17 protein-coding genes and 2 pseudogenes are annotated in these 19,263 nt (G+C 68.2%); 7 read left to right on the forward strand and 12 right to left on the reverse strand.

Annotated elements, in window-relative coordinates; genetic code table 11:
• Positions 1 to 176: 176 nt before the first annotated feature.
• Entirely contained in the window at positions 177 to 1,124 is a 948-nt protein-coding gene (locus OG698_RS02435; RefSeq protein WP_406101123.1) for a MurR/RpiR family transcriptional regulator, read from the reverse strand.
• A 318-nt stretch (positions 1,125 to 1,442) separates the two neighbouring features.
• Between OG698_RS02435 and OG698_RS02440 the strand changes: the two genes are divergently transcribed.
• A complete protein-coding gene (locus OG698_RS02440) occupies positions 1,443 to 2,393 on the forward strand; it encodes an N-acetylglucosamine kinase (protein WP_406110789.1) in 951 nt (316 codons plus the stop codon).
• Positions 2,394 to 2,649: 256 nt separating this feature from the next.
• Here OG698_RS02440 and OG698_RS02445 read toward each other — a convergent pair whose 3' ends face one another.
• The gene (locus tag OG698_RS02445) at positions 2,650 to 2,892 is read right to left on the reverse strand and encodes a hypothetical protein (RefSeq protein ID WP_406101124.1); all 243 of its coding nucleotides are present in this window, start codon (positions 2,890 to 2,892) and stop codon (positions 2,650 to 2,652) included.
• Between the two features lie 19 nt (positions 2,893 to 2,911).
• Between OG698_RS02445 and OG698_RS02450 the strand changes: the two genes are divergently transcribed.
• Together OG698_RS02450 and OG698_RS02455 are read left to right on the forward strand one after the other, a co-directional pair.
• Positions 2,912 to 3,922, forward strand: a complete 1,011-nt coding sequence (locus OG698_RS02450) for an MFS transporter (RefSeq protein ID WP_406101125.1) — start codon at positions 2,912 to 2,914, stop codon at positions 3,920 to 3,922.
• 70 nt (positions 3,923 to 3,992) lie between these two features.
• A pseudogene (locus OG698_RS02455) lies at positions 3,993 to 5,496 on the forward strand (sulfatase-like hydrolase/transferase).
• Positions 5,497 to 5,712: 216 nt separating this feature from the next.
• Here OG698_RS02455 and OG698_RS02460 read toward each other — a convergent pair.
• Positions 5,713 to 6,483 carry a DUF1707 domain-containing protein gene (locus OG698_RS02460; protein ID WP_406101126.1) on the reverse strand — a complete coding sequence of 257 codons (771 nt, stop codon included), beginning with the start codon at positions 6,481 to 6,483 and terminating at the stop codon, positions 5,713 to 5,715.
• A gap of 224 nt (positions 6,484 to 6,707) precedes the next feature.
• Positions 6,708 to 7,280, reverse strand: coding sequence for a TetR/AcrR family transcriptional regulator (locus tag OG698_RS02465; RefSeq protein WP_406101127.1), 573 nt, complete (start codon positions 7,278 to 7,280; stop codon positions 6,708 to 6,710).
• Positions 7,281 to 7,536: 256 nt separating this feature from the next.
• Between OG698_RS02465 and OG698_RS02470 the strand changes: the two genes are divergently transcribed.
• The 3 genes from OG698_RS02470 to OG698_RS02480 all read left to right on the forward strand — a co-directional run bounded on the left by OG698_RS02470 (position 7,537) and on the right by OG698_RS02480 (position 10,229).
• Positions 7,537 to 8,355 carry an SDR family NAD(P)-dependent oxidoreductase gene (locus OG698_RS02470; protein ID WP_406101128.1) on the forward strand — a complete coding sequence of 273 codons (819 nt, stop codon included), beginning with the start codon at positions 7,537 to 7,539 and terminating at the stop codon, positions 8,353 to 8,355.
• Between the two features lie 144 nt (positions 8,356 to 8,499).
• On the forward strand, positions 8,500 to 9,456 hold the full coding sequence (locus OG698_RS02475; RefSeq protein WP_406101129.1) for an SDR family NAD(P)-dependent oxidoreductase: 957 nt from the start codon (positions 8,500 to 8,502) through the stop codon (positions 9,454 to 9,456).
• Positions 9,457 to 9,656: 200 nt separating this feature from the next.
• Positions 9,657 to 10,229, forward strand: a complete 573-nt coding sequence (locus OG698_RS02480; RefSeq protein WP_406101130.1) for a TetR/AcrR family transcriptional regulator — start codon at positions 9,657 to 9,659, stop codon at positions 10,227 to 10,229.
• Positions 10,230 to 10,573: 344 nt separating this feature from the next.
• Here OG698_RS02480 and OG698_RS02485 read toward each other — a convergent pair whose 3' ends face one another.
• Positions 10,574 to 11,008: a VOC family protein gene (locus OG698_RS02485; protein WP_406101131.1), complete on the reverse strand. Its 435-nt coding sequence runs from the start codon at positions 11,006 to 11,008 to the stop codon at positions 10,574 to 10,576.
• 489 nt (positions 11,009 to 11,497) lie between these two features.
• Here OG698_RS02485 and OG698_RS02490 point away from each other — a divergent pair.
• A pseudogene (locus OG698_RS02490) lies at positions 11,498 to 12,421 on the forward strand (NADP-dependent oxidoreductase).
• Positions 12,422 to 12,965: 544 nt separating this feature from the next.
• Here OG698_RS02490 and hypE read toward each other — a convergent pair.
• The 7 genes from hypE to OG698_RS02525 all read right to left on the reverse strand — a co-directional run bounded on the left by hypE (position 12,966) and on the right by OG698_RS02525 (position 19,258).
• A complete protein-coding gene (hypE, locus tag OG698_RS02495) occupies positions 12,966 to 14,039 on the reverse strand; it encodes a hydrogenase expression/formation protein HypE (protein WP_406101132.1) in 1,074 nt (357 codons plus the stop codon).
• On the reverse strand, positions 14,032 to 15,156 hold the full coding sequence (gene hypD, locus OG698_RS02500) for a hydrogenase formation protein HypD (RefSeq protein WP_406101133.1): 1,125 nt from the start codon (positions 15,154 to 15,156) through the stop codon (positions 14,032 to 14,034). The genes hypE and hypD overlap by 8 nt, the downstream gene beginning before the upstream one ends.
• Positions 15,153 to 15,473, reverse strand: coding sequence for a HypC/HybG/HupF family hydrogenase formation chaperone (locus OG698_RS02505; RefSeq protein WP_406101134.1), 321 nt, complete (start codon positions 15,471 to 15,473; stop codon positions 15,153 to 15,155). Before OG698_RS02505 ends, hypD begins: the two co-directional genes overlap by 4 nt.
• A gap of 49 nt (positions 15,474 to 15,522) precedes the next feature.
• Positions 15,523 to 17,880, reverse strand: coding sequence for a carbamoyltransferase HypF (hypF, locus tag OG698_RS02510; RefSeq protein ID WP_406101135.1), 2,358 nt, complete (start codon positions 17,878 to 17,880; stop codon positions 15,523 to 15,525).
• Entirely contained in the window at positions 17,877 to 18,617 is a 741-nt protein-coding gene (hypB, locus tag OG698_RS02515; protein ID WP_406101136.1) for a hydrogenase nickel incorporation protein HypB, read from the reverse strand. Before hypB ends, hypF begins: the two co-directional genes overlap by 4 nt.
• Positions 18,618 to 18,620: 3 nt before the next feature.
• Positions 18,621 to 19,019: a hydrogenase maturation nickel metallochaperone HypA gene (locus OG698_RS02520; protein ID WP_406101137.1), complete on the reverse strand. Its 399-nt coding sequence runs from the start codon at positions 19,017 to 19,019 to the stop codon at positions 18,621 to 18,623.
• 134 nt (positions 19,020 to 19,153) lie between these two features.
• Positions 19,154 to 19,258: a DUF6893 family small protein gene (locus OG698_RS02525; protein ID WP_383089476.1), complete on the reverse strand. Its 105-nt coding sequence runs from the start codon at positions 19,256 to 19,258 to the stop codon at positions 19,154 to 19,156.
• Positions 19,259 to 19,263 lie beyond the last annotated feature (5 nt).

Genomic DNA, 19,263 nt, shown 5'->3' on the forward strand with positions numbered 1-19,263 from the left:
CATGGGCGGGCAGCCTGACACGTGCGCCGGCCCATCACGTCGGCCCGGCCGGGCCAGCCCGTCGGAGGACATCCGCACAGGCGGCGTACCGCCCTGCTTCGTCGATCGCCTGGCCGCGGGCAACCTGCTGAAGTCGTTGCTTCCTGGAGGTGGGCTGGAGCTGACCGGGTGCGGTGTCAGGCGTCGGGGGTCGAGCGGCGTGCCGTGGGGTGGGGAACGCTCCGGCGGTGGATCGCCTTGAAGGTGTCGCTGAGCGCGGTCGAGCTGCGTTCGTAGGAGCGCTGGGCCACGCCGACGAAGAGACAGTCGATGAGGGCGAGTTGGGCGATTCGACTCACCGTGGCTCCTGAGCGCAGGGGCGTTTCCCGGACCGACGTCGTCAGTACGAGGTCGGAGCATTCGGCGAGTGGCGAGCGCGAGAAATTGGTCAGAGCCACCGTCGTCGCTCCGCGCTCGGCGGCCGCCTGCAGAGGGTCGATGGTGTCCGCTGTGGTGCCCGAGTGGGAGATGCCCAGGGCGACATCCCCCGGTCCGAGCAGGGCGGTGGCCGTGAGTGCGGCGTGGACGTCGGTCCATATGAAGGCCATCAGGCCGATCCGGTGCAGTTTCTGGTGGAGGTCCGCCCCCACGAAGCCGCTCGCCCCGACACCGAAGATGTCGATGCGCCGGGCGCCGCCGACCGCGTCGACGACTTGTCCTAGCGCGCCGATGTCGAGCTGGGCGCGGGTGTCCTCGAGTGCGCGCGCCTCCTGAAAGACGATCTTGTCCGCGATCTCGTCGAGGGTGTCGGTCGCGCTGATGTCGGTGTGGCTGTGCGTCCGGGGCTGACTGAGCGCGTGCTCCAGAGCCACGGCACCGGCGAGCGCCAGGCGCAACTGCGGATAGCTCTTGAGCCCGTTGGCCCGGCAGAACCTCATCACTGTGGTGACCGAGGTCTCCGCCCGTTCGGCAAGGGTTCCGATGCTCCAGCGCGAGGCTTGTGCGGGGTCCTCGAGCACGACCTGGCCCACTCGTTGCTCGGCCGGAGCGAGCGAGGGAAGCGCCGAGCGGATGCGTATGAGGACGTCGGCGGTCGGCTCGCCGGTGGACTCGCGAGAGTCGGTGCCATTGGTCGAACGAGCCATGCGGAGCCTCCTCGGTGCGTGGAGGAACAGGCTATGCGGAGCAGATGACATGTCAAGAAATAACCAGAAAGGAAAGGTTGAAGGAATTCATTGACATGTCTCGGTGGCCGTTCGGATACTGGCGTGGCTCGCCGGGCTCCGCGTCGGCGGAGCGGGAGCGATCCTGCCCGGTCCGCCCTCCCCCAGCGGCTCGTTGATCAGCCGCTGTCCGGCGTGGTCGACGGACGGTCTCTCCACTGCGTTCCCATGCCCCGGCCCGGGCCTGTCGTCGCGTCCAATTCCTTTTCTTGTTCCGTGAGGTGAGCTTCCTTGGGTGTTGTGCTGGCCGTAGATGTGGGCAAAACCGGCTGCCGTGCCGCCGTGTGGACGGCCGGCTCCCTCGAGCCGCATGAGACCTGCGAAGCCCACGGAGCTCCGGGGCTGGCGCAGCCGGACGGTGTGCCGCTTACCGAGAAGGCCGTTCTCACGGCGGGGCGGGCCGCCCTCGACCGGGCCGGAGTCCGCATACCCGACGCGGTGTGCGTCGGAGCCGCGGGTGCGGCCACCTCGCCATCGGCGGCCCGTGAGCTGGCACAGCGGCTGCTGACCACGCTCGCCGCAGGTGAGGTCGCGGTCACCAGCGACGCCATCACGTCGCACGCCGGAGCCGTCGGCGGCGCTCCGGGCATCGTGCTGGCGGCCGGTACGGGAACGGTGGCCGTGGGCCTGGGCCATGACGGAACGTTCGCGCGGGTGGACGGCTGGGGTCCGTGGCTGGGCGACGAGGGCAGCGGATCATGGATCGGGCGGGCCGGACTGCGAGCTGTTCTGAGGGCACACGACGGCCGGGGGCCGGCGACTCTTCTGCAGGAAGCCGCCACGCAGCTCCACGGCCCGCTCGATGGACTCCCCGGCGCGCTGGACCAGGGCGGCAACACCGCCAGAGCAACGGCGGCTTTCGCGCCGACCGTCGCGAAGGCGGCCTCCACCGGCGACGAGGTGTCCATCGGCATCCTGCGCGAGGCCGCGATCGCGTGGGGAGAGACCGTCGTCGCCGTGGCGCGCCGGATCGGTGGCACGTCGCCCCTGTGCGTGGCCGTGACGGGAGGACTCGTCCACCTGGGAGACGCGCTGCTGCCCGAGTTCGACGCCTTCCTGGCCGGGTCCGGGTACGAACTGCCGCGCGTGCAGCCCTCCGGAGGCTCTCTCGACGGTGCTCGGCTGCTCGCCTCCCGGCGGGACGCGCCCCAGGAGCCCTTCGTAGTCAGGGCCGGGCCCGACCCCTCCTGACACTTCGCGCCATCCCGGGGCCGCCGGAGCCCCATAGGTGGTGCTGCCGCGCAAGCAGCGCAGGAACACCATCCGGCTCACCTGCAACGTCCCGGACGTCCTCGTCCGGCGTGCGCCCACCCAGTCGGCGAAGCATCCCGCGCAGCGCACTCCACACAAACGACTTCGCCACCCCCACCCTCGCCATGCGCTCCGTCAACCCATCCGGACAGAAAGGCACGTCGTGCGACTCTCTCTGCGCTCGTCCGAGCCAGGATCACGCCCGAACAGAGCGTCCCGCATGATCGTCGGCAGCGCTGCTGCCGTCGGCGTCATCTACGGCTACGACGTCGGCGCCAGTGCAGGCGCGCTGTTGTTCCTCCCCGGCGATTTCGGTCTCACCACTGCACAGGCCGCGTCTTTCGTCACGATCCTTGGCATGGGCCAGCTGATCGGCGCCCTGCTCGCGGGCCGGCTGATCAACGCGATCGGACGCCGGGGCGGAATGCTCGCCGAGCACGAACCGCGGAGGGCTGGTCGTGATCTACCAGCTCGCCAACTGCATCGGCATCATGCTGGCCTACGCCGCCGCGTATCTCCTGGCTCCCACCGAGTCCTGGCGATGGATCCTGGGCGTCGCCGCGATTCCCGCCGTCGGCGTCTTCTGGGTGCTGTGCACCCGGATGGACACCCCGCGTTGGTACGTAATGAAGGGTCGGCACCAGCACGCTGAAGAAGCCCTGCGCAAGCTGGACCCGAGTGCCGACACCGCCCGTGCGCTCGCCGAACTCCGGGCGACCCTCGACACGCAGACCACAGGCCCGCGCCGCCGGGGCGAGTCGCTGCGTGTCCTCGTACGCCGGCCCTACCTGCGGGCCCTCGTCTTCCTGGTCGGTCTGGGCGCCATCATGAAGCTGACCGGCATCAACGCACTGGTCTACTACAAGCCCCTGATCCTGCAGTCCATGGGCTTCAGTGGATACACCTCACTGCTGCTGATTCCCGCGGGCATCCAGGTGGTCACGGCGATCGCCACCACCTTTTCGGCCCTCAAGGTCGACCGCATCGGGCGCCGGCCTCTGATGCTGACCGGACTCGCGGTCATGGCGGTCGCCCACGGGCTCATCGCTCTCACGTACTTCACCGGTGTGCGGACCACCTCGATGCAGGTGCTGGCGATTCTCGGATTCGTGCTCTTCCAGGCCGGATTCGGGCTGGGACTGGGCGCGTTGATCTGGGTGTACGCGTCGGAGAGCCTCCCCGGTCCCCTCCGCGCGGCGGGTGCGTCGATCACTCTGACCGTCGACTTCGGCATCAATCTCTTCATCGCGCAGTTGTTCCTCACCATTCTCGACGCGGTCGGCGGAGAATTCGTCTTCCTCGGATTCGTGGTCATCACCCTCGCCTCGTGGGTCTTCATGTGGAAGCTCGCTCCGGAGACCAAGGGACGGTCGCTCGACCGCATCAAGGACTACTGGGAGAACGACGGAAAGTGGCCGGAGACCACCGCCGTCAAGGACGCCACCACCAAGCAGCCCGAAACCATCTGACCCCCGCGACGAGCACCTGAAAGAGACAGCGAAGATGACCGAGAAGATGACTGAAAAGACGACCGAGAAGATGGCTGAGAAGCCCAATATCCTCTTCCTGATGACCGATCAGCATCGGATCGACACCCTCGGCTGCTACGGGAACGACATCGTTCGCACCCCGAATCTCGACCGGATCGCCGGCGACGGCGCGCGGCTTGACCGCTGTTACACCCCGACGGCCATCTGCACACCCGCCCGCGCCAGCCTGCTCACCGGCCTGCACCCGTTCCGGCACCAGCTGTTGGCCAACTACGAGTGGAACAGTGGTGGCCGCGAGGAACTTCCGGACGGTCTGCCCATCCTGTCGCGGGAACTCAGGTCGGCCGGCTACAACGTCGGGCATGTGGGCAAGTGGCACGTCGGACGCGACCGGGGACCGGAATACTACGGGCACGACGCCGAACATCTTCCCGGCGCCGTCAACGGCACGAACCTTCCGAGCTACCTCAACTGGCTCGACCGCACGGGCCAGGTGAAGCCCCAGGTCCAGGACGCCGCCCACGGTGTCCTCCCCGACGGGTCACCGGGCCATCTCATCGCGGGCCGCCTCGACCAGCCTACCGAGGCGTCGTTCGAGCAGTTCCTGACCGATCGGGCGCTGGACACGTTGCGCGGCTATGTCTCCGACCACCAGGACAGCGGAAAACCGTTCTACCTCGCGTGCCAGTACTTCGGTCCGCACCTTCCCTACCTGGTTCCGGACAAGTACTACGACATGTACGACCCCGCCGACGTTATCCTCCCCGCCTCGATGGCGGAGACCTTCGTCGGCAAACCCGAGGTTCAGGAGCGGTACAACGAGTACTGGTCCGCCGACCATTTCAGTGCCGACGAGTGGCGCAAGTTGATCGCCGCGTACTGGGGTTACGTCACGATGATCGACGATTCAGATCGGCAGGCTGCTCGACGTCCTGGACGATGCCGGGCTCTATGCGAGCACGGCGATCATGTTCACAGCCGACCACGGCGAATTCACCGGTGCCCACCGTCTCAACGACAAGGGACCCGCGATGTACGAGGACATCTACCGGATTCCGGGTCTCATACGCGTGCCGGGGGCAGAACCGACCGCTGTCGGGCAGTTCACCTCACTCATCGACTTCACCGCCACGATCCGTGACCTCGCGGGCATCACACCCGACATACCGGGAGACGGCCAGAGCTTGCTCCCGCTGGTGCACGGTGAAGAGCCGACGGATTGGCGTCGGCACATCCTCGCCGAGTTCCACGGGCATCACTTCCCCTACCCGCAGCGAATGATCCGCACCGATCGCTACAAGCTGGTCTGGAACCCGGAGAGCGTCAACGAGCTGTACGACCTCGACGAAGACCCTCACGAGTTGCTCAACGTCTACACGTCCCCGACTTACCGTTCCGTGCGGCGGGAGCTGAGCCAATCGCTGTACACGGAACTCCGCGAGCGCGGGGACATGTTCTACCGGTGGATGCACTTCATGGCAGATCTCGACCGGACCGACCGAGACCCCGCCGACACAGGCGCACAGCCCCAGCGCCGCCCCGTGGTGTCATAGCCGAGCACGCTGGCGGTCGCTCCGTCCCGTCCGAGATCCGCTGAGCCCGGCCGCTGGATCCGACAATGCCCGGCAGGGCCGCCGGAATGGCACTGCCGTTGTTTGGCTGCCCCGGCGAGTCGGCTTCCAGCCGCCGCACCCGCAGCACCCGAGCATCACTCAGCCGAAGGAAACCTCAGCGACGCCCCCGTCGGCAGTTCACAACGATCGAGTCAATTACCTGGAGAAAGGGGACGTGGGCCTGCGCAGCAGCCACTGCCCGAACGTCCGACGCGGGGGCCGCACCACCACGCGGCCGTGGGCCTTCTGACCAGCCAACTCCACTCGCAGAGTGACCGGCGTATCAGGATTCGTCGGAGCGTGACGGTACTTGACCCTGCTGTGTACCAGTTGCAGACCATCGATATCGACCACGATGCCCGGCCTCGTGACCAGCGTCAGAGTCTTCCCCGTCATGTACACGTCGATCCGCAAGGTGTCGTGCGTGATCACGGCGTCAGTGAAGTCGAGCATCACCTCGCAGTACGTCACCGCGAGCTCGAGCCTCCGCGGCACCACCCAGCGCCCCACGCGCTCGACCGCGCCGCTGTGGACCTGTTCGATCCGAACTACGTCCTTGACCTCTGCTCCAGTCCCGCCGACCGTAGCCGATGCGGGCGGCAGGTCAGCGGTGAGCGCGGCCAGTTCGCTCAGGGTCCGCGCCGACAGGGCGACTTCCAGACGCTCGTCCAATTCGTCCACGGTCAGCAGGCCGTCCCCCGCCGCGATACGCAGCACATCCACCACCCGGTCCCGGTCCGCATGAGAGGCCCGCAGCTCGGGCGGCGAGCCGGGGCCGGAGCGCTTCCCGGTGGGCGAAATCTCTCCCGACATGCTTCCGTCCTGGTCCTGTCGAACGTCTCCGCGCGACGCGGGCTGCGGCGCAAGCAGAAGACTAACGCTATATCGCGACAGGGTCTCATCACGGATGAGGATGGTCAGCGCCATTCCACGGCATGCGACACCCATCATGCCGAGGCCCGGTCGCGACAACAACCGCACCCCCGGGGCCAGTTCATACCTTTTCCCAGGACCGCCGCTTTCTCCCGAAATCCATGAGCCCAACGCAGGCTGATCCCTGGGCCGGCTCCCGCGGACCGCCTGACCCCACCGTTTTCCAGGCCCGGCCCCCCTGGGCCGTAAACGGTGGGGTGGGCACCTCTCGGCCCGCCTCAGGTCCACCAGGCGGGGGCGCAGGCCAGGGCGGCGTCAACGAGGTCGTCCTTGGTGACAGCGTCGTCCGCCATCCACGCCTGGATGGCGCCGGCGAAGCCATGGGCCACGAACTGGGCGATCACCTCGCGGTTCGCCTCGGGGAGCGCCGGGTGCGTACAGCGGTCCATGCAGGACATTGCATAGTGCGCGAAGTGGCTCACCAGCGCCTCGTAGACGCCATGGCCCGCCGGATCGCCGAGCGAGTGCTCGTACACTCCCGCGAAGCGCGCCATATGGTCGGCCGCCTCGCCGATGGCCATCCGAACCCTCTGCCCGACCGAGAGGTCGCCCTGGGCGCGTCGGCCCTCTTCGAGTTCCCGCCCGCGGTCCAGATCTGTATTGAGCACCTGGATCAACAGCCCCAGAGGGCTGGCGGAGCGGTTGTAGAAGGTGGCCCTGGTGACGCCGGCCCGGTCGGCCAGCTCGGCGACGGTGATCCGAGCGACGGGCCCCTGCGAGGCGAGTTCCACGATCGCCCGCTCCAGGGCGCGGGTCGTGCGCGCGGCACGCGGATCAACACGCTCACTCATGGCCGCTCCGAGCCCAGAGGCGCCACATTCGATCGATCTGCGGCACTTCCAGCCTCAATGTTCGTATACATGTGTCAAATACTTTCACGAACGATGTCACGCAATGCCCCATTCACCCCTCCCCGCAGACGGAGAGCCCCGGGATCCCAGTCAAATAATCATGGGCAAGTCTATTTTTAGATGAGTCTACGTTTTGCGCTACAGTGGAATCGGCCCCGGAGGTCAGTTCCGGAAGGCCGGTCCCGAAGGAGACACCATGAGCAAGGTCTGGTTCATCACCGGCACATCCCGCGGCCTCGGCCGCTCGTTCGCCGAGGCCGCCCTGGAACGCGGGGACAAGGTCGCCGCAACCGCCAGGAACGTAGCCGCACTGGACGATCTCGTCACCAAGTACGGCGACGAGGCGGTTCTGCCCCTGGCGCTCGACGTCACGGACAAGGCGGCCGTCGCCACCGCGGTGGCCGCCGCGCACGAGAAGTTCGGCCGCCTCGACGTGGTCGTCAACAACGCCGGCTACGGCCTGTTCGGCATGGTCGAGGAGATCACCGAACAGCAGCTGCGCGACCAGATGGAGACGAACCTCTTCGGCGCGTTCTGGGTCACCCAAGCCGTACTGCCGATCATGCGTGCCCAGGGCAGCGGCCACATCGTCCAGATTTCGTCCGTCGGCGGCGTCGCCGCCTTCCCCTCTCTCGGCGGATACCACGCCTCCAAGTGGGCGCTCGAGGGATTCAGCGAAGCCCTCGCCCAGGAGGTCGCCGGCGCGGGAATCAAGGTCACCGTGGTCGAGCCGGGCGGCTTCAGCACCGACTGGGCCGGGTCCTCCGGCGTACACGCAGACCCGAACCCCGCCTACGACCAGGTCCGCGAGGCCATCGGGGCCCGCCTCGGCGACGCCCGGTACGCAGAAGCTTCCGACGCCGGGGCCGCGTTGCTTCGGATCGTCGACGCGGAGAACCCGCCGCTGCGGGTGCTGTTCGGCACCGAGCCGATCGAGATCCTCGAGCCCATTTATGCCCAGCGTCTGCAGACGTGGGCCGACTGGCACGAGGTGTCCCGGATCGCGCAGGGCTGAGCGGGCGCTGCTGCGCCGCGTCACGTACGACGCCCAGCCCGGCGCCATTCAGTTGGCTACGAACACCATCCACCACACGCACACCCGAGGCTCCGGCCACGCACCGCACGCCCCTCGGTTCCCTCACCTGCAGGAGACACCCCCATGACCGCACCGCAGACGCCCCGCACCTTCGGGGCCACCACTACCGCCGCTGAGATCCTCGACGGCGTCGACCTGCACGGCCGACGGGCCGTCGTGACCGGAGCCAGTTCTGGAATCGGCGTGGAGACGGTCCGGGCGCTCGCCGCGGCGGGTGCCGACGTCACGCTGGCCGTGCGGAACACCGACGCGGGCGCCCGCGTGACCGAGCGCTTGGAAGCCGAACTGCCTTCTGGCTCAGGGAAGTTGACCGTGGGGCGGCTCGACCTCGCCGACCGCTCGACAGTCACGGAGTTCGTATCGGCCTGGGACGGCCCGCTGCACATCCTCGTGAACAACGCCGGGCTGATGGCCCCGCCGGAGCTCGCCCGCACCCCTGACGGTCGCGAGATGCAGTTCGGCGTCAACCACCTGGGGCACTTCGCCCTCGCTGTCGGACTCCACCCGGCGCTGGCGGCGGCCGGCGGAGCCCGGGTCGTCTCGGTGAGTTCCATCGGCCATCTCTTCTCACCGGTGGTCTTCGACGACCTGGACTACCGCTTCCGCCCTTACGACCCATGGACCTCCTACGGGCAGTCGAAGACTGCCAATGCCCTGTTCGCCGTCGGTGCCGCCGAGCGCTGGGCCGACGACGGCATCACCGCCAACGCGCTGATGCCGGGCAACATCGCCGACACGTCACTGGCCCGGCACATGGACATGCAGCAGGTGGCCGACTTCATCGCCTCGGGAGAACTCGCTCTGCCGCCGGGCAAGACGGTGGAGCAGGGCGCCGCGACCTCGGTCCTGGTGGCCGCCTCTCCGACAGTGGAGGGCATCACCGGCCGCTACTTCGAGGACTGCGCGGAGGCGAAGCCGGTGACTCAGCGGGCCGGCGCCGTCGCGGGCGTCGCGCCGTACGCACTTGACCCCGACAACGCGGCTCGCCTGTGGGCCGTGTCCGAGGCTTTCGTCCGCTAACGCTCCATGCTGCTCGCTACGACCGCGCCACGAGCAATGGGCCCTGCTGCGCCGTCACACTTGCCGCCGCCCCCGTGGGGTCTCGGCGACCGAACAGAAAGAGCCAGAGAGAACGCGGCCGCCCTAAAGCGTAGATGCATCCAAACATATATTCGTCCACGAACAGCCATAGAATGGAGCCCGGGAGAGAAAGAGGATCCATGAACCTGCGGGAGCGCAAGAAACTGGCGACCTGGCGCGCCATCCGGACCGCTGCGTTGCAGCTGTTCGAAGAGCAGGGCTACGAGACCACGACCGTCGAGCAGATCGTGGCCGCGGCGAATGTCTCGCGCGCCACCTTCTTCAACTACTTCGCCGGCAAGGAAGCCGTGGTCTTCGACCAGGACTCCGAGGAGCGGGGCGCCTGGCAGACTCTCATGGACGACCGGCCCGCGGACGAGCCGCTGTGGGAATCGCTGACCGCGATCCTGACCGGGTTCCTCGAAAGCCTGCGGGACCGCATGCCCCTGCAGCGCCGCCTGAAGGCCCAGTCACCGGCCCTCGCTCAGTCGGGCCAGAACTTCGGCGAGGCGTTCTTCACCGAACTGAGGAAGTGGGTGGCATCCCGCGCCACCCCCGCCGACGAGATCACCGCGACCCTGCAGGTGAACCTCGCACTGGCCGCCGCCATCACCGCCTACGACACCTGGCCCGATGACGAGCCCTTCGACGGGTTCATGCAACGCCTCGAGCAATGCCTCCGCGAGGGGCGACCCGTCGTAGCCACCGGCTGAAGTTCCCGCCGAGGCCACGACGGCGTCCAGTGCGGTGGCTGCTTGCGGGACCGGTGCCGGCCTCAACAGAGGGAACGTTGTCCCCCCTGCCGCGAAGGCGCAGAAGATGGCGATTCCTGGATGAAACAAGGGAACTTCGGGCGACGCACCACGCCGCCGTGGAGTGAGTTGGCCGAAGGGCTGGTTACCCGGCACCGGGCGCCACTCGCCAACGGCGACGACCCGGCACCCGGCGACTGGGGGTGGCCGTGCACCACATCTTCAACCCATCCAGCGGCGACTTGGACGACATCGACCACCGAAAACAGGGAGACGGCTCTCCACCTTGCCGTCTCGGAGGATGCTCAGTCGAGGCAGAACTCGTTGCCCTCGATGTCGTGCATCAAGAGGCACGACTCGTTGTACTCATCGGCAATCAGCAGTCGCCCGCGTACCGCGCCGAGCGGGACCAGACGTGCACACTCGGCTTCGAGTGCGGCGAGGCGCTCTTCACCCACGAGCCCGGTTGCGACCCGCACGTCAAGATGCACCCGGTTCTTGACCACTTTGCCTTCGGGAACGCGCTGGAAGTACATTCGCGGGCCCACACCTGAGGGATCCGTGCAGACAAACCCTGAACCCTGACGCTCAGGCGGCAGCGAGCGATTGTATTCGTCCCAAGTAGCAAACCCCTCCGGTGCCGGCGGTACGACGTACCCCAACACCTCGCACCAAAAACGAGCGACGCGCTCAGGATCCGCGCAGTCGAAGGTGACTTGGAACTTCTTGATCGATGACATCGGCGCACCATAGCAGGGGGACTCTGTTGCTCATCTCCCCGTAGGCATATGCACGTTGACGGGGGGGATGGTCCTTGAGAGCCGTTGCCATGTCGTGCGGTCACAGGGGGGTGACCCTCAAGGCGAACCGGACCGCTCGGTCACCGCGATCGGCGCGAGCAACCAGTTCCGGCGCGCGGTCGGCCTGCTCCGCCGCGGCACATCCGAGGTCCTCCCGCTGTGCGAACAGACCCGTGACCGGGGAACTCATGGGCGGCGCCGCGCACGACGGACGGCTGAAACGGTCACAGTGCATGGCGCCGGAAGCCTTGCTGCTCGCGGTGCTGGAGCAGTACCGGACGGCATGAGCGGGTGTATGAGCGGGCGCCTACACACGGCCCGCGCTCCGGCCACCGGGCGTGTGGCGCTGACTCGGGTCCGGAAGGCGAGGGTGGCAGGCTGTCCATACGCGGCAACCGCGACACCTCGGGGTCGAGATCGGAGTGAATGATGAGGGCAGTCCGTTTCAGCGAGTTCGGTGGCCCGGAGGTTCTGGAGATCGTGGATCTGCCCGATCCGCATCCGGGTCCGGGCGAGGTCCGGATCGCGGTGCGCGCAGCCGGCATCAACGCGAGCGACTGAAAGAAGCGCAAGGGCCTGATGGATGAGGAGCTCCCGCAGACTCTGGGCTACGAGGCGGCGGGCGTCGTCGACGAGCTGGGCGACGGCGTTACGGACGTGGTCGTCGGCGATCGCGTGTTCGGCTTCTCCACCGAGGGGGCGGCCCAGGCCGAGCTGGCGGTGCTGTCCTCCTACGCGCCGATCCCGCCGTCGCTCGACTTCCCCGGCGCTGCCGCACTGCCGGCCGCCAACGAGACGGCCATGCGCACGCTCGACCAGCTCGGCGTAGTGAGCGGCAGCACGCTGCTGATCAATGGCGCTTCCGGAAGCGTCGGCAGCGCCGCGGTTCAGTTCGCCGTGGTGCGCAGTGCGCGCGTGATCGGCACCGCGAGTCCGTCGAACCATGAATATCTTCGCTCGCTGGGGGCCGAGCCCGTGGCCTACGGCGAGGGCCTCGTCGACCGGGTTCACTCACTCGCGCCCGAAGGCGTCGATCTCGCACTCGACGTGGCCGGGAGCGGCATCCTGCCCGAGCTCATCGGGCTCGCGGGCGGCCCGGAGCATGTCGTGACGATCGCCGACTTCACCGGCGCTCAGGAGCACGGGGTGACATTCAGCCGGGGGGACACCGGCCGTGCGGTCCATGTCCTCGGCGAGATGGGCGAGTTGATCGAGTCCGGGCGCTTCTCACTTCCCGTCGTGCAGACCTTCCCGCTCGCCGAAATCGCCAAGGCGCACCGGGTCAGCGAGGACGGCCACGTGCGCGGGAAGCTCGTGCTGGTGATCGACCCTCCAACACGCGGCTCCAGGTGACGCGCGCAGACAAGAGGATGGCGGCGCGGTAGGTGATGGCGCCGCATCCGGACCGTTCGCCGACTCTGGGGGGAGAGACGGCGGAGGCCTCCAACGTCTCTCGGTGACCGCTTCCACGGTCGTCCGTGCCGTTGGCCGGCTGGGTGCTCCAGATCCGACGCGCGAGAGCATCAGCGAGGTCTACGGTGTCGCCGGCGCACCGTACGCAGATGGCTGAGTCCGCGGATGAGGTGGCGCCACGCGTGACGAGCTGGAGGTTCGCCCCCGTCTCGGGATACGTGTACCCGGCCACCCACGCCATGTTGAACGCCTCGGTGCGCAGCCCGAGGTAGTCGGCGCAGAAGCCCTTCGCCGTGTCGACGTCGGCTACAGGGAGGTTCATGCGCATGTGCATCTCCTGTCCCCGCCAGGCGGTGCTCTCGGCGGCACAGCTGCCATGTCCACTGCGACGCTGCGAGCCCTCCGCCCTGCGGCGGTGCTCACCTTGGGCACCGCCGCCCACATCCACGCTCCGTCGCACCGCCTGTCCGGACTGCTCCGATCGTCAGCAGATCCGCGGGAGTTGTTCGCCGATCGGCAGGTCGACGACGCGTGTGCCGCCGAGGCCCGTACGGGCGACCACCATGCCCGGATGCTCCTCGACGGCCTCGCCGATCACTCGCGCGTTCGCACCCAGTGGATGTGCGCGCATCGCATCGAGTACGGCGTCCGCGTGTTCGCGCGGAACGAACGCCACGAGTTTGCCCTCATTGGCCACGTAGAGGGGGTCGAGCCCCAGGATCGCGCACGCGTTGGCCACGGCCGGCGGGACAGGCACGTCACCTTCCCGGATGACGACGCCGGCGCCGGAGGCGACCGCGATCTCGTTGAGCGCGGCGGCCAGTCCGCCCCGGGTGGGGTCGCGCAGCACGTGGAGGTCCGGTGTTACGGCAAGCATGCAGTCCACCAGGCCGCCCAGCGCGGCACAGTCACTCTCGATCTCGACACCGAATTCCAGACCCTCACGCACGCTCATGATCGCCACTCCGTGAACGCCGATGTCACCGCTGACGATGACGACGTCGCCGGGGACGACACGCTGGGGGCGGAGGTCCACGCCTGACGGGATGAGCCCGATCCCGGCGGTGTTGATGAAGACTCCGTCTCCGTGACCGCTCTCGACGACCTTCGTGTCACCGGTCACCACCTCGACTCCCGCGCGCCGTGCGGCCGCGCCGAGGGCCTCGGCGACCCGAGCCACGACGGACATCTCGACACCCTCTTCCAGGATGAAGCCGCAGGACAGGTAGGCGGCCCGTGCGCCGCTCATGGCGAGGTCGTTGACAGTGCCGTTGACCGCGAGGTCGCCGATGCTGCCGCCCGGGAAGAACAGGGGCCGCACCACGTAGGAATCGGTGGAGAACGCCATCCGGACACCGCCGAGGGAGACGGCGGCGGAGTCGCCGAGCTGCGACAGCGTCTCGCCGCCGAAGGCGGGCGCGAAGATGTGCTGCACCAGTTCGGCGGACAGGGCTCCTCCCCCGCCGTGTCCCATCACCACCCTCGGATGATCACGCAACGCTACCGGGCAGGTCCATGCGGTCGGGTCCACGGCTGTGAGTTGGGTGGTCTCAGGCAACGGGGCTCGCCTCCAGCGGTGCGGTGGTGATGTCGAGGCGCCGGTACAGGTAGTAGGCGGCACACGCACCCTCGCTCGAGACCATCGTGGCTCCGAGTGGATTGCGCGGTGTGCAGGTGGTGCCGAATGCGGCGCACTCGTTCGGCTTCAGCAAGCCCTGCAGAACCTCGCCGCTGCGGCACTCCGCGGGTTCACGGGTGTCGATGCCGGCCACGGAGAATCGGTGCTCGGCGTCGAATTCGCGGTACCGGGAGGAGAGCCGCCAGCCGCTGTTCGGGATGACACCGATGCCGCGCCAGGCCCGGTCGGTGCCCTCGAAGACGTCCGCCAACATGGCCTGGGCCGCGGGATTTCCCTCGGGCCGGACAGCGCGCGGATAAGCGTTGTCGACCGTGTGCTCACCCCGCTCCAGCTGCAGCACGGTCCGGCGTACGCCTTCCAAGATGTCGAGAGGTTCGAAGCCGGTGACCACGATCGGAACGCGATAGCGGTCCGCGAGTTCGGGATACTCGCCGATGCCCATCACGCTGCAGACATGTCCGGCGGCGAGGAATCCCTGGACCCGGCAGTTCGGGGACTGCATGATGGCCTCGATCGCCGGCGGGACCCGCACGTGCGACACCAGGAGACTGAAGTTCCTGATGCCCAGCTTGCGTGCCTGATAGACCGTCATGGCGTTGGGTGGAGCGGTCGTTTCGAAACCGATGCCGAAGAACACCACTTCCCGGTCGGGATTCTGCTGGGCGATGTGCAGAGCGTCCAGCGGCGAGTACACGACGCGCACGTCGCCGCCCTCACCGCGCACCTGGAAGAGGTCTCGGCCGGTGCCCGGCACGCGGAGCATGTCACCGAAGGAGCAGAAGATCACCCCCGGCCGGGAGGCGATCTCGAGAGCCTTGTCGATGACCTCTAGCGGGGTGACGCACACGGGACACCCCGGCCCGTGGATCAACTCCACCTGATCGGGCAGGAGTTGATCGATGCCATGCCGGATGATGGTGTGCGTCTGTCCGCCGCACACCTCCATGAGGGCCCATGGCCTGGTCACCACGGAGTGGATGTCGTCGAGCAGACGCCGCGCCAGGTCCGGATCCTGGAACTCGTCGAGGTACTTCACTGTTGGGCCTCCTGTGGAACTTCCTCGTTGTCGGCCCACTGAGGTCCGCCTGCTTCCGCCGCAAGCTCCCACGGGTCGCCGAACTCCTCCTGGAGCATGCCGAGATTCTCGAAGAGCTCCAGCGTCTGCCTGGCCGATTCCTCGTCCAGTTTCTGGAGCGCGAATCCCACATGGACGATGGCGTATTCGCCCACCTGAAGGTCCGGCAGGTACTCCAGGCACACCTCCTTGACCACGCCGCCGAAGTCGACGGTGGCCATGCGGGTGCCGTCTCGATCCTCGATTTCCGTCACTCTCCCGGGTACCGCCAGGCACATGGGGACTCTCCTCGCTGTGGTGGTCCGATCCGGCTTGCCGACTGCGGTGTCATACTGCGATTGCACGCCCCGCGATCATCAACTGACCGAGCGCCAGCCCCCCGTCGTTCGGCGGCACTTCGCCGGCGCGCAACACTGTGAATCCGTCCTCCCCGAGCCCCCGTGCGCAAGCCGAGGACAGCAGGACGTTGGCGAACACACCGCCGGTCAGGACGACAGTGGCCGTGCCGTGCCGGTCGCGCACCACCGCACAGATCCGGCGTACGAGATCTGCTACTCCAGCATGGAAGCGGGCCGCGACGACCTCCGGCTCCGCGCCTGCGCGAACGTCCTCGACCACGGCTCGCACCACAGGTCCGGGGTCGGCAGTCATCGGCTCCGACGTTTCCGGACTCAGCGCGAAACGGTAGCCGGCGCCATCTCCGTCCACGGCCGCCCGCAGTGCGGCCGCCTCCAGCTCGATGGCGGCCTGTGCCTCGTATCCCACCAGGTGGCACACGCCTGCCAGTGAAGAGACGGCGTCGAAGAGCCGGCCCATGCTCGACGTCGGCACACAGTTCAGACGACGCTCCAACTGCCGTGCCAGTACCCGCCGTTCGTCATGGGGGCAGGCGATCACACTGGGCAGGTCGTCCGTCCATGCGATGCCCGCTTCCCGGAGATGCGCGAGCGCCATCCGGTACGGGCGGCTCACGGCGGCGTCGCCGCCCGGCAGGGGGACGTACGCCAGATGCCCAAGACGCCGGGACGTGTCGTATTCCGCTAGCAGGATCTCGCCGCCCCACACCGCCCCGTCGTCGCCGTATCCCGTGCCGTCGAATGCGATGCCGATGACAGGCGCGGTGCCGTCGAGGCCATGCTCGGCCATGACCGCGGCGACATGAGCGTGATGGTGCTGCACGCGTACGACCCGGCGGGTGTTCGCGTGCCGTTCGGCCCACTGCCCGGATCGGTAGCCGGGGTGCCGGTCCGCCGCCAGCAGTCCGGGCTCCACACCTGTGATCGTCTCCAACTGCCGTTCTGCGCGCGTGAAGACGTGCTGGGTCTGGAGGTCGTCCATGTCTCCGATGTGCGCGGACAGCCAGGCCCTCCTGCCTTCGCCGAGGCAGAAGGTGTTCTTGAGGTCTCCCCCCACGGCGAGCGAGGGCCTGACCGGCACCGGCAGGGAGACCGGCAGCGGGGCATAGCCACGAGCGCGGCGTACCGTCATCCGTTCCCCGTCGCACACGCGCACCACGGAGTCGTCGCAGGGCACGTGGATGGGGCGGTCGTGGGTGAGCCAGGCGTCGGCCAGCGGCGCCAGCCGCTCCAATGCCTCGGCGTCGTCGGTGACGATGGGCTCACCGGCCACGTTGCCGCTGGTCATCACCAGCACTCGCGGCCCGTCCGGGTCCCCGGGCAGGCCGAGCAGCAGGTGGTGCACGGGTGTGTACGGAAGCATGACGCCCAGATCGGGACTGCCCGGCGCCACCGCGTCCGAGAGCCGAAGCGTCCCTGACGTGACGTCAATTCGGCGCCTCAGCAGGACAATCGGCCGGACACCACCAGTGAGAAGGGTCCGCTCGGGGGGACTGATGTGCACCAGGTGCTCGATGTCGGCGAGGCTCTTCACCATCACCGCGAACGGCTTGCCGCCCCGTCCCTTGCGGCTACGGAGCGCGGACACGGCCTGGGAGTTCTCGGCGTCGCAGGCGAGGTGGTAGCCGCCGATGCCCTTGACGGCGAGGATGGCGCCGGCGGCCAGGAGGGCGCGTGCCTCGTGGATCGGGTCGACGTCGGTATCGGGTCGGGGCGACGCGTACACAAGGCTCAGGCGCGGGCCGCAGGAACGGCAGGAGACGGGCTGGGCGTGGAATCGGCGGTCTGCCGGGTCCGTGTACTCGCGTGTGCAGTCGGCACACATCGGGAAGCCGGCCATGGTGGTGTGCGCACGGTCGTAAGGGAGTCCGGTGACGATGGTGAAGCGCGGCCCGCAGTGTGTGCACGTGATGAACGGGTGACGGTGCCGACGGTCGCCGGGGTCGGACATTTCGGCGAGGCACGCGGCACAGGTGGCCGTGTCAGGGGAGACGAGTGTGCGTGACGATCCCTGCGACCGCGAGGCGACGATGGCGAATCCGCTGCTGCCCGTGAGGGGGACCTGCTCGTGTTCCACGGACTCCACCAGGGCCAGTGGCGGGGCCTGTTGAGCGATCCGGTCGCAGAACCGGGCGACGGCGGCGTGATCGCCCTCGACCTCGGCGACGACACCGTCCTCGGTGTTCGTCACATGCCCTGCCAGCTCCAGCGACGTGGCCAGGGTGTACAGGAACGGACGGAACCCAACACCCTGTACGACACCTCGTACGGTGACGCGACGGCGCTGAACCGGCTGGGCGACGGCCGGGGCGGGCTGAAGTGTGCTCACGGGAGGGGCCGCGTCATGACATCGTCCACGTGATGGTGGTGGTCGTGCGGCTGTGCGGCCATGACCGGTTCGTGGACGGCCCCGCCGTCCGCAACCGCGAGGGCACGATCGAGCAGCTCCCCCACGCCGCGGCCCCGTCGAGCCGAGGTCAGGACCACCTCCACTCCGGGATTGACCTGGTCGACGTGCGCGCGGAAGGCCTCCTCGTCGAACTCGACGGCTTCGGCGATGTCGGCCTTGGTGACCACGACCAGGTGCGCGAGGCCGAAGGCAGTGGGGTACTTCAGAGGCTTGTCCTCGCCTTCGGTGACTGACGCGAGGACGACTCGAAGGTCTTCTCCGAGGTCGTAGGAGGCCGGGCAGACCAGGTTCCCGACGTTCTCCACGAACAGCAGGCGGGTGGCTTCCGGCAGCCAGCCTTCCAGGTGCCGCCCGAGCATTGAGGCTTCGAGGTGGCACAGCCCGTCGGTGAGCACCTGCTTGACCGGCACGCCGGACCGGGCCAGTCGTCTGGCGTCGTTCTCGGTGGCGAGGTCGGCGGTCAGCGCGGCGGTCGGCACTCCGCGCTCACGCGCGCGCAGGAGTTCGCGTTCCAGCAGGGCCGTCTTCCCGCTTCCGGGGCTGGACAGCAGATTGACCATCGTGGTGCCGCGGCTCGCGAGTTCGGCGCGTAGAGCGTGTGCGGTGGCGTCGTTCTTGGCGAGCACCGCCTGGTGCAGGTCCACGGTTCGGCACATGACTCAGCGCTCCTCGGAGATCGGTTCGCAGGTTGGTCGGCGGGCGGTCGGCTCTTCCTCCCAGCGCACGCTGACGATCTGCAGCTCTCGGCCCGCCAGCAGTTCGGGCGTCGGCTCACCGCAGCGCGGACAGCACAGTCGCGGCGGCATGCCCACCGCCCATTCGTCGGCACAAGGTGAGCAGCGTGCCCGGCCGGGCACGGACTCGGTGACAAGCTCGGCCCCCTCAAGGAGGGTTTCGGCGCAGGCGAGTTCGAAGCAGAAGGACAGCGCGTCCGGGACGACGCCGGCGAGCTCGCCGACCTGTAGTCGCACCGAACTGACCGCGGTGACAGCGCCGTTCAGTTCCGCCGCCTCTTGCACCTGGCCGACGACAGCCATGGCGATGGACATCTCGTGCATCGGTCTCCGTCCTGGCAGAGGCCGATCGTGGTGCGGCCATTGCGCTCGGCTCCATTACAGGGGGCCCGCTGCCGAGCGACCGCGGGGCTCGCCGACTCCCCTGCCCGGGTGCACCGTTCGGCGCAAGCAGGCCGCTACATGCTTCTCATACGCAGGTAGCGCTGGACGTCGGGCATGAACTGCCGTGCCAGCGCGGCGAGCGCGACGACGGCGATGGCCCCGATCACGGACTTCTTCATGAACC

Source organism: Streptomyces sp. NBC_01003, from assembly GCF_045162695.1.
GTDB lineage: Bacteria > Actinomycetota > Actinomycetes > Streptomycetales > Streptomycetaceae > Streptomyces.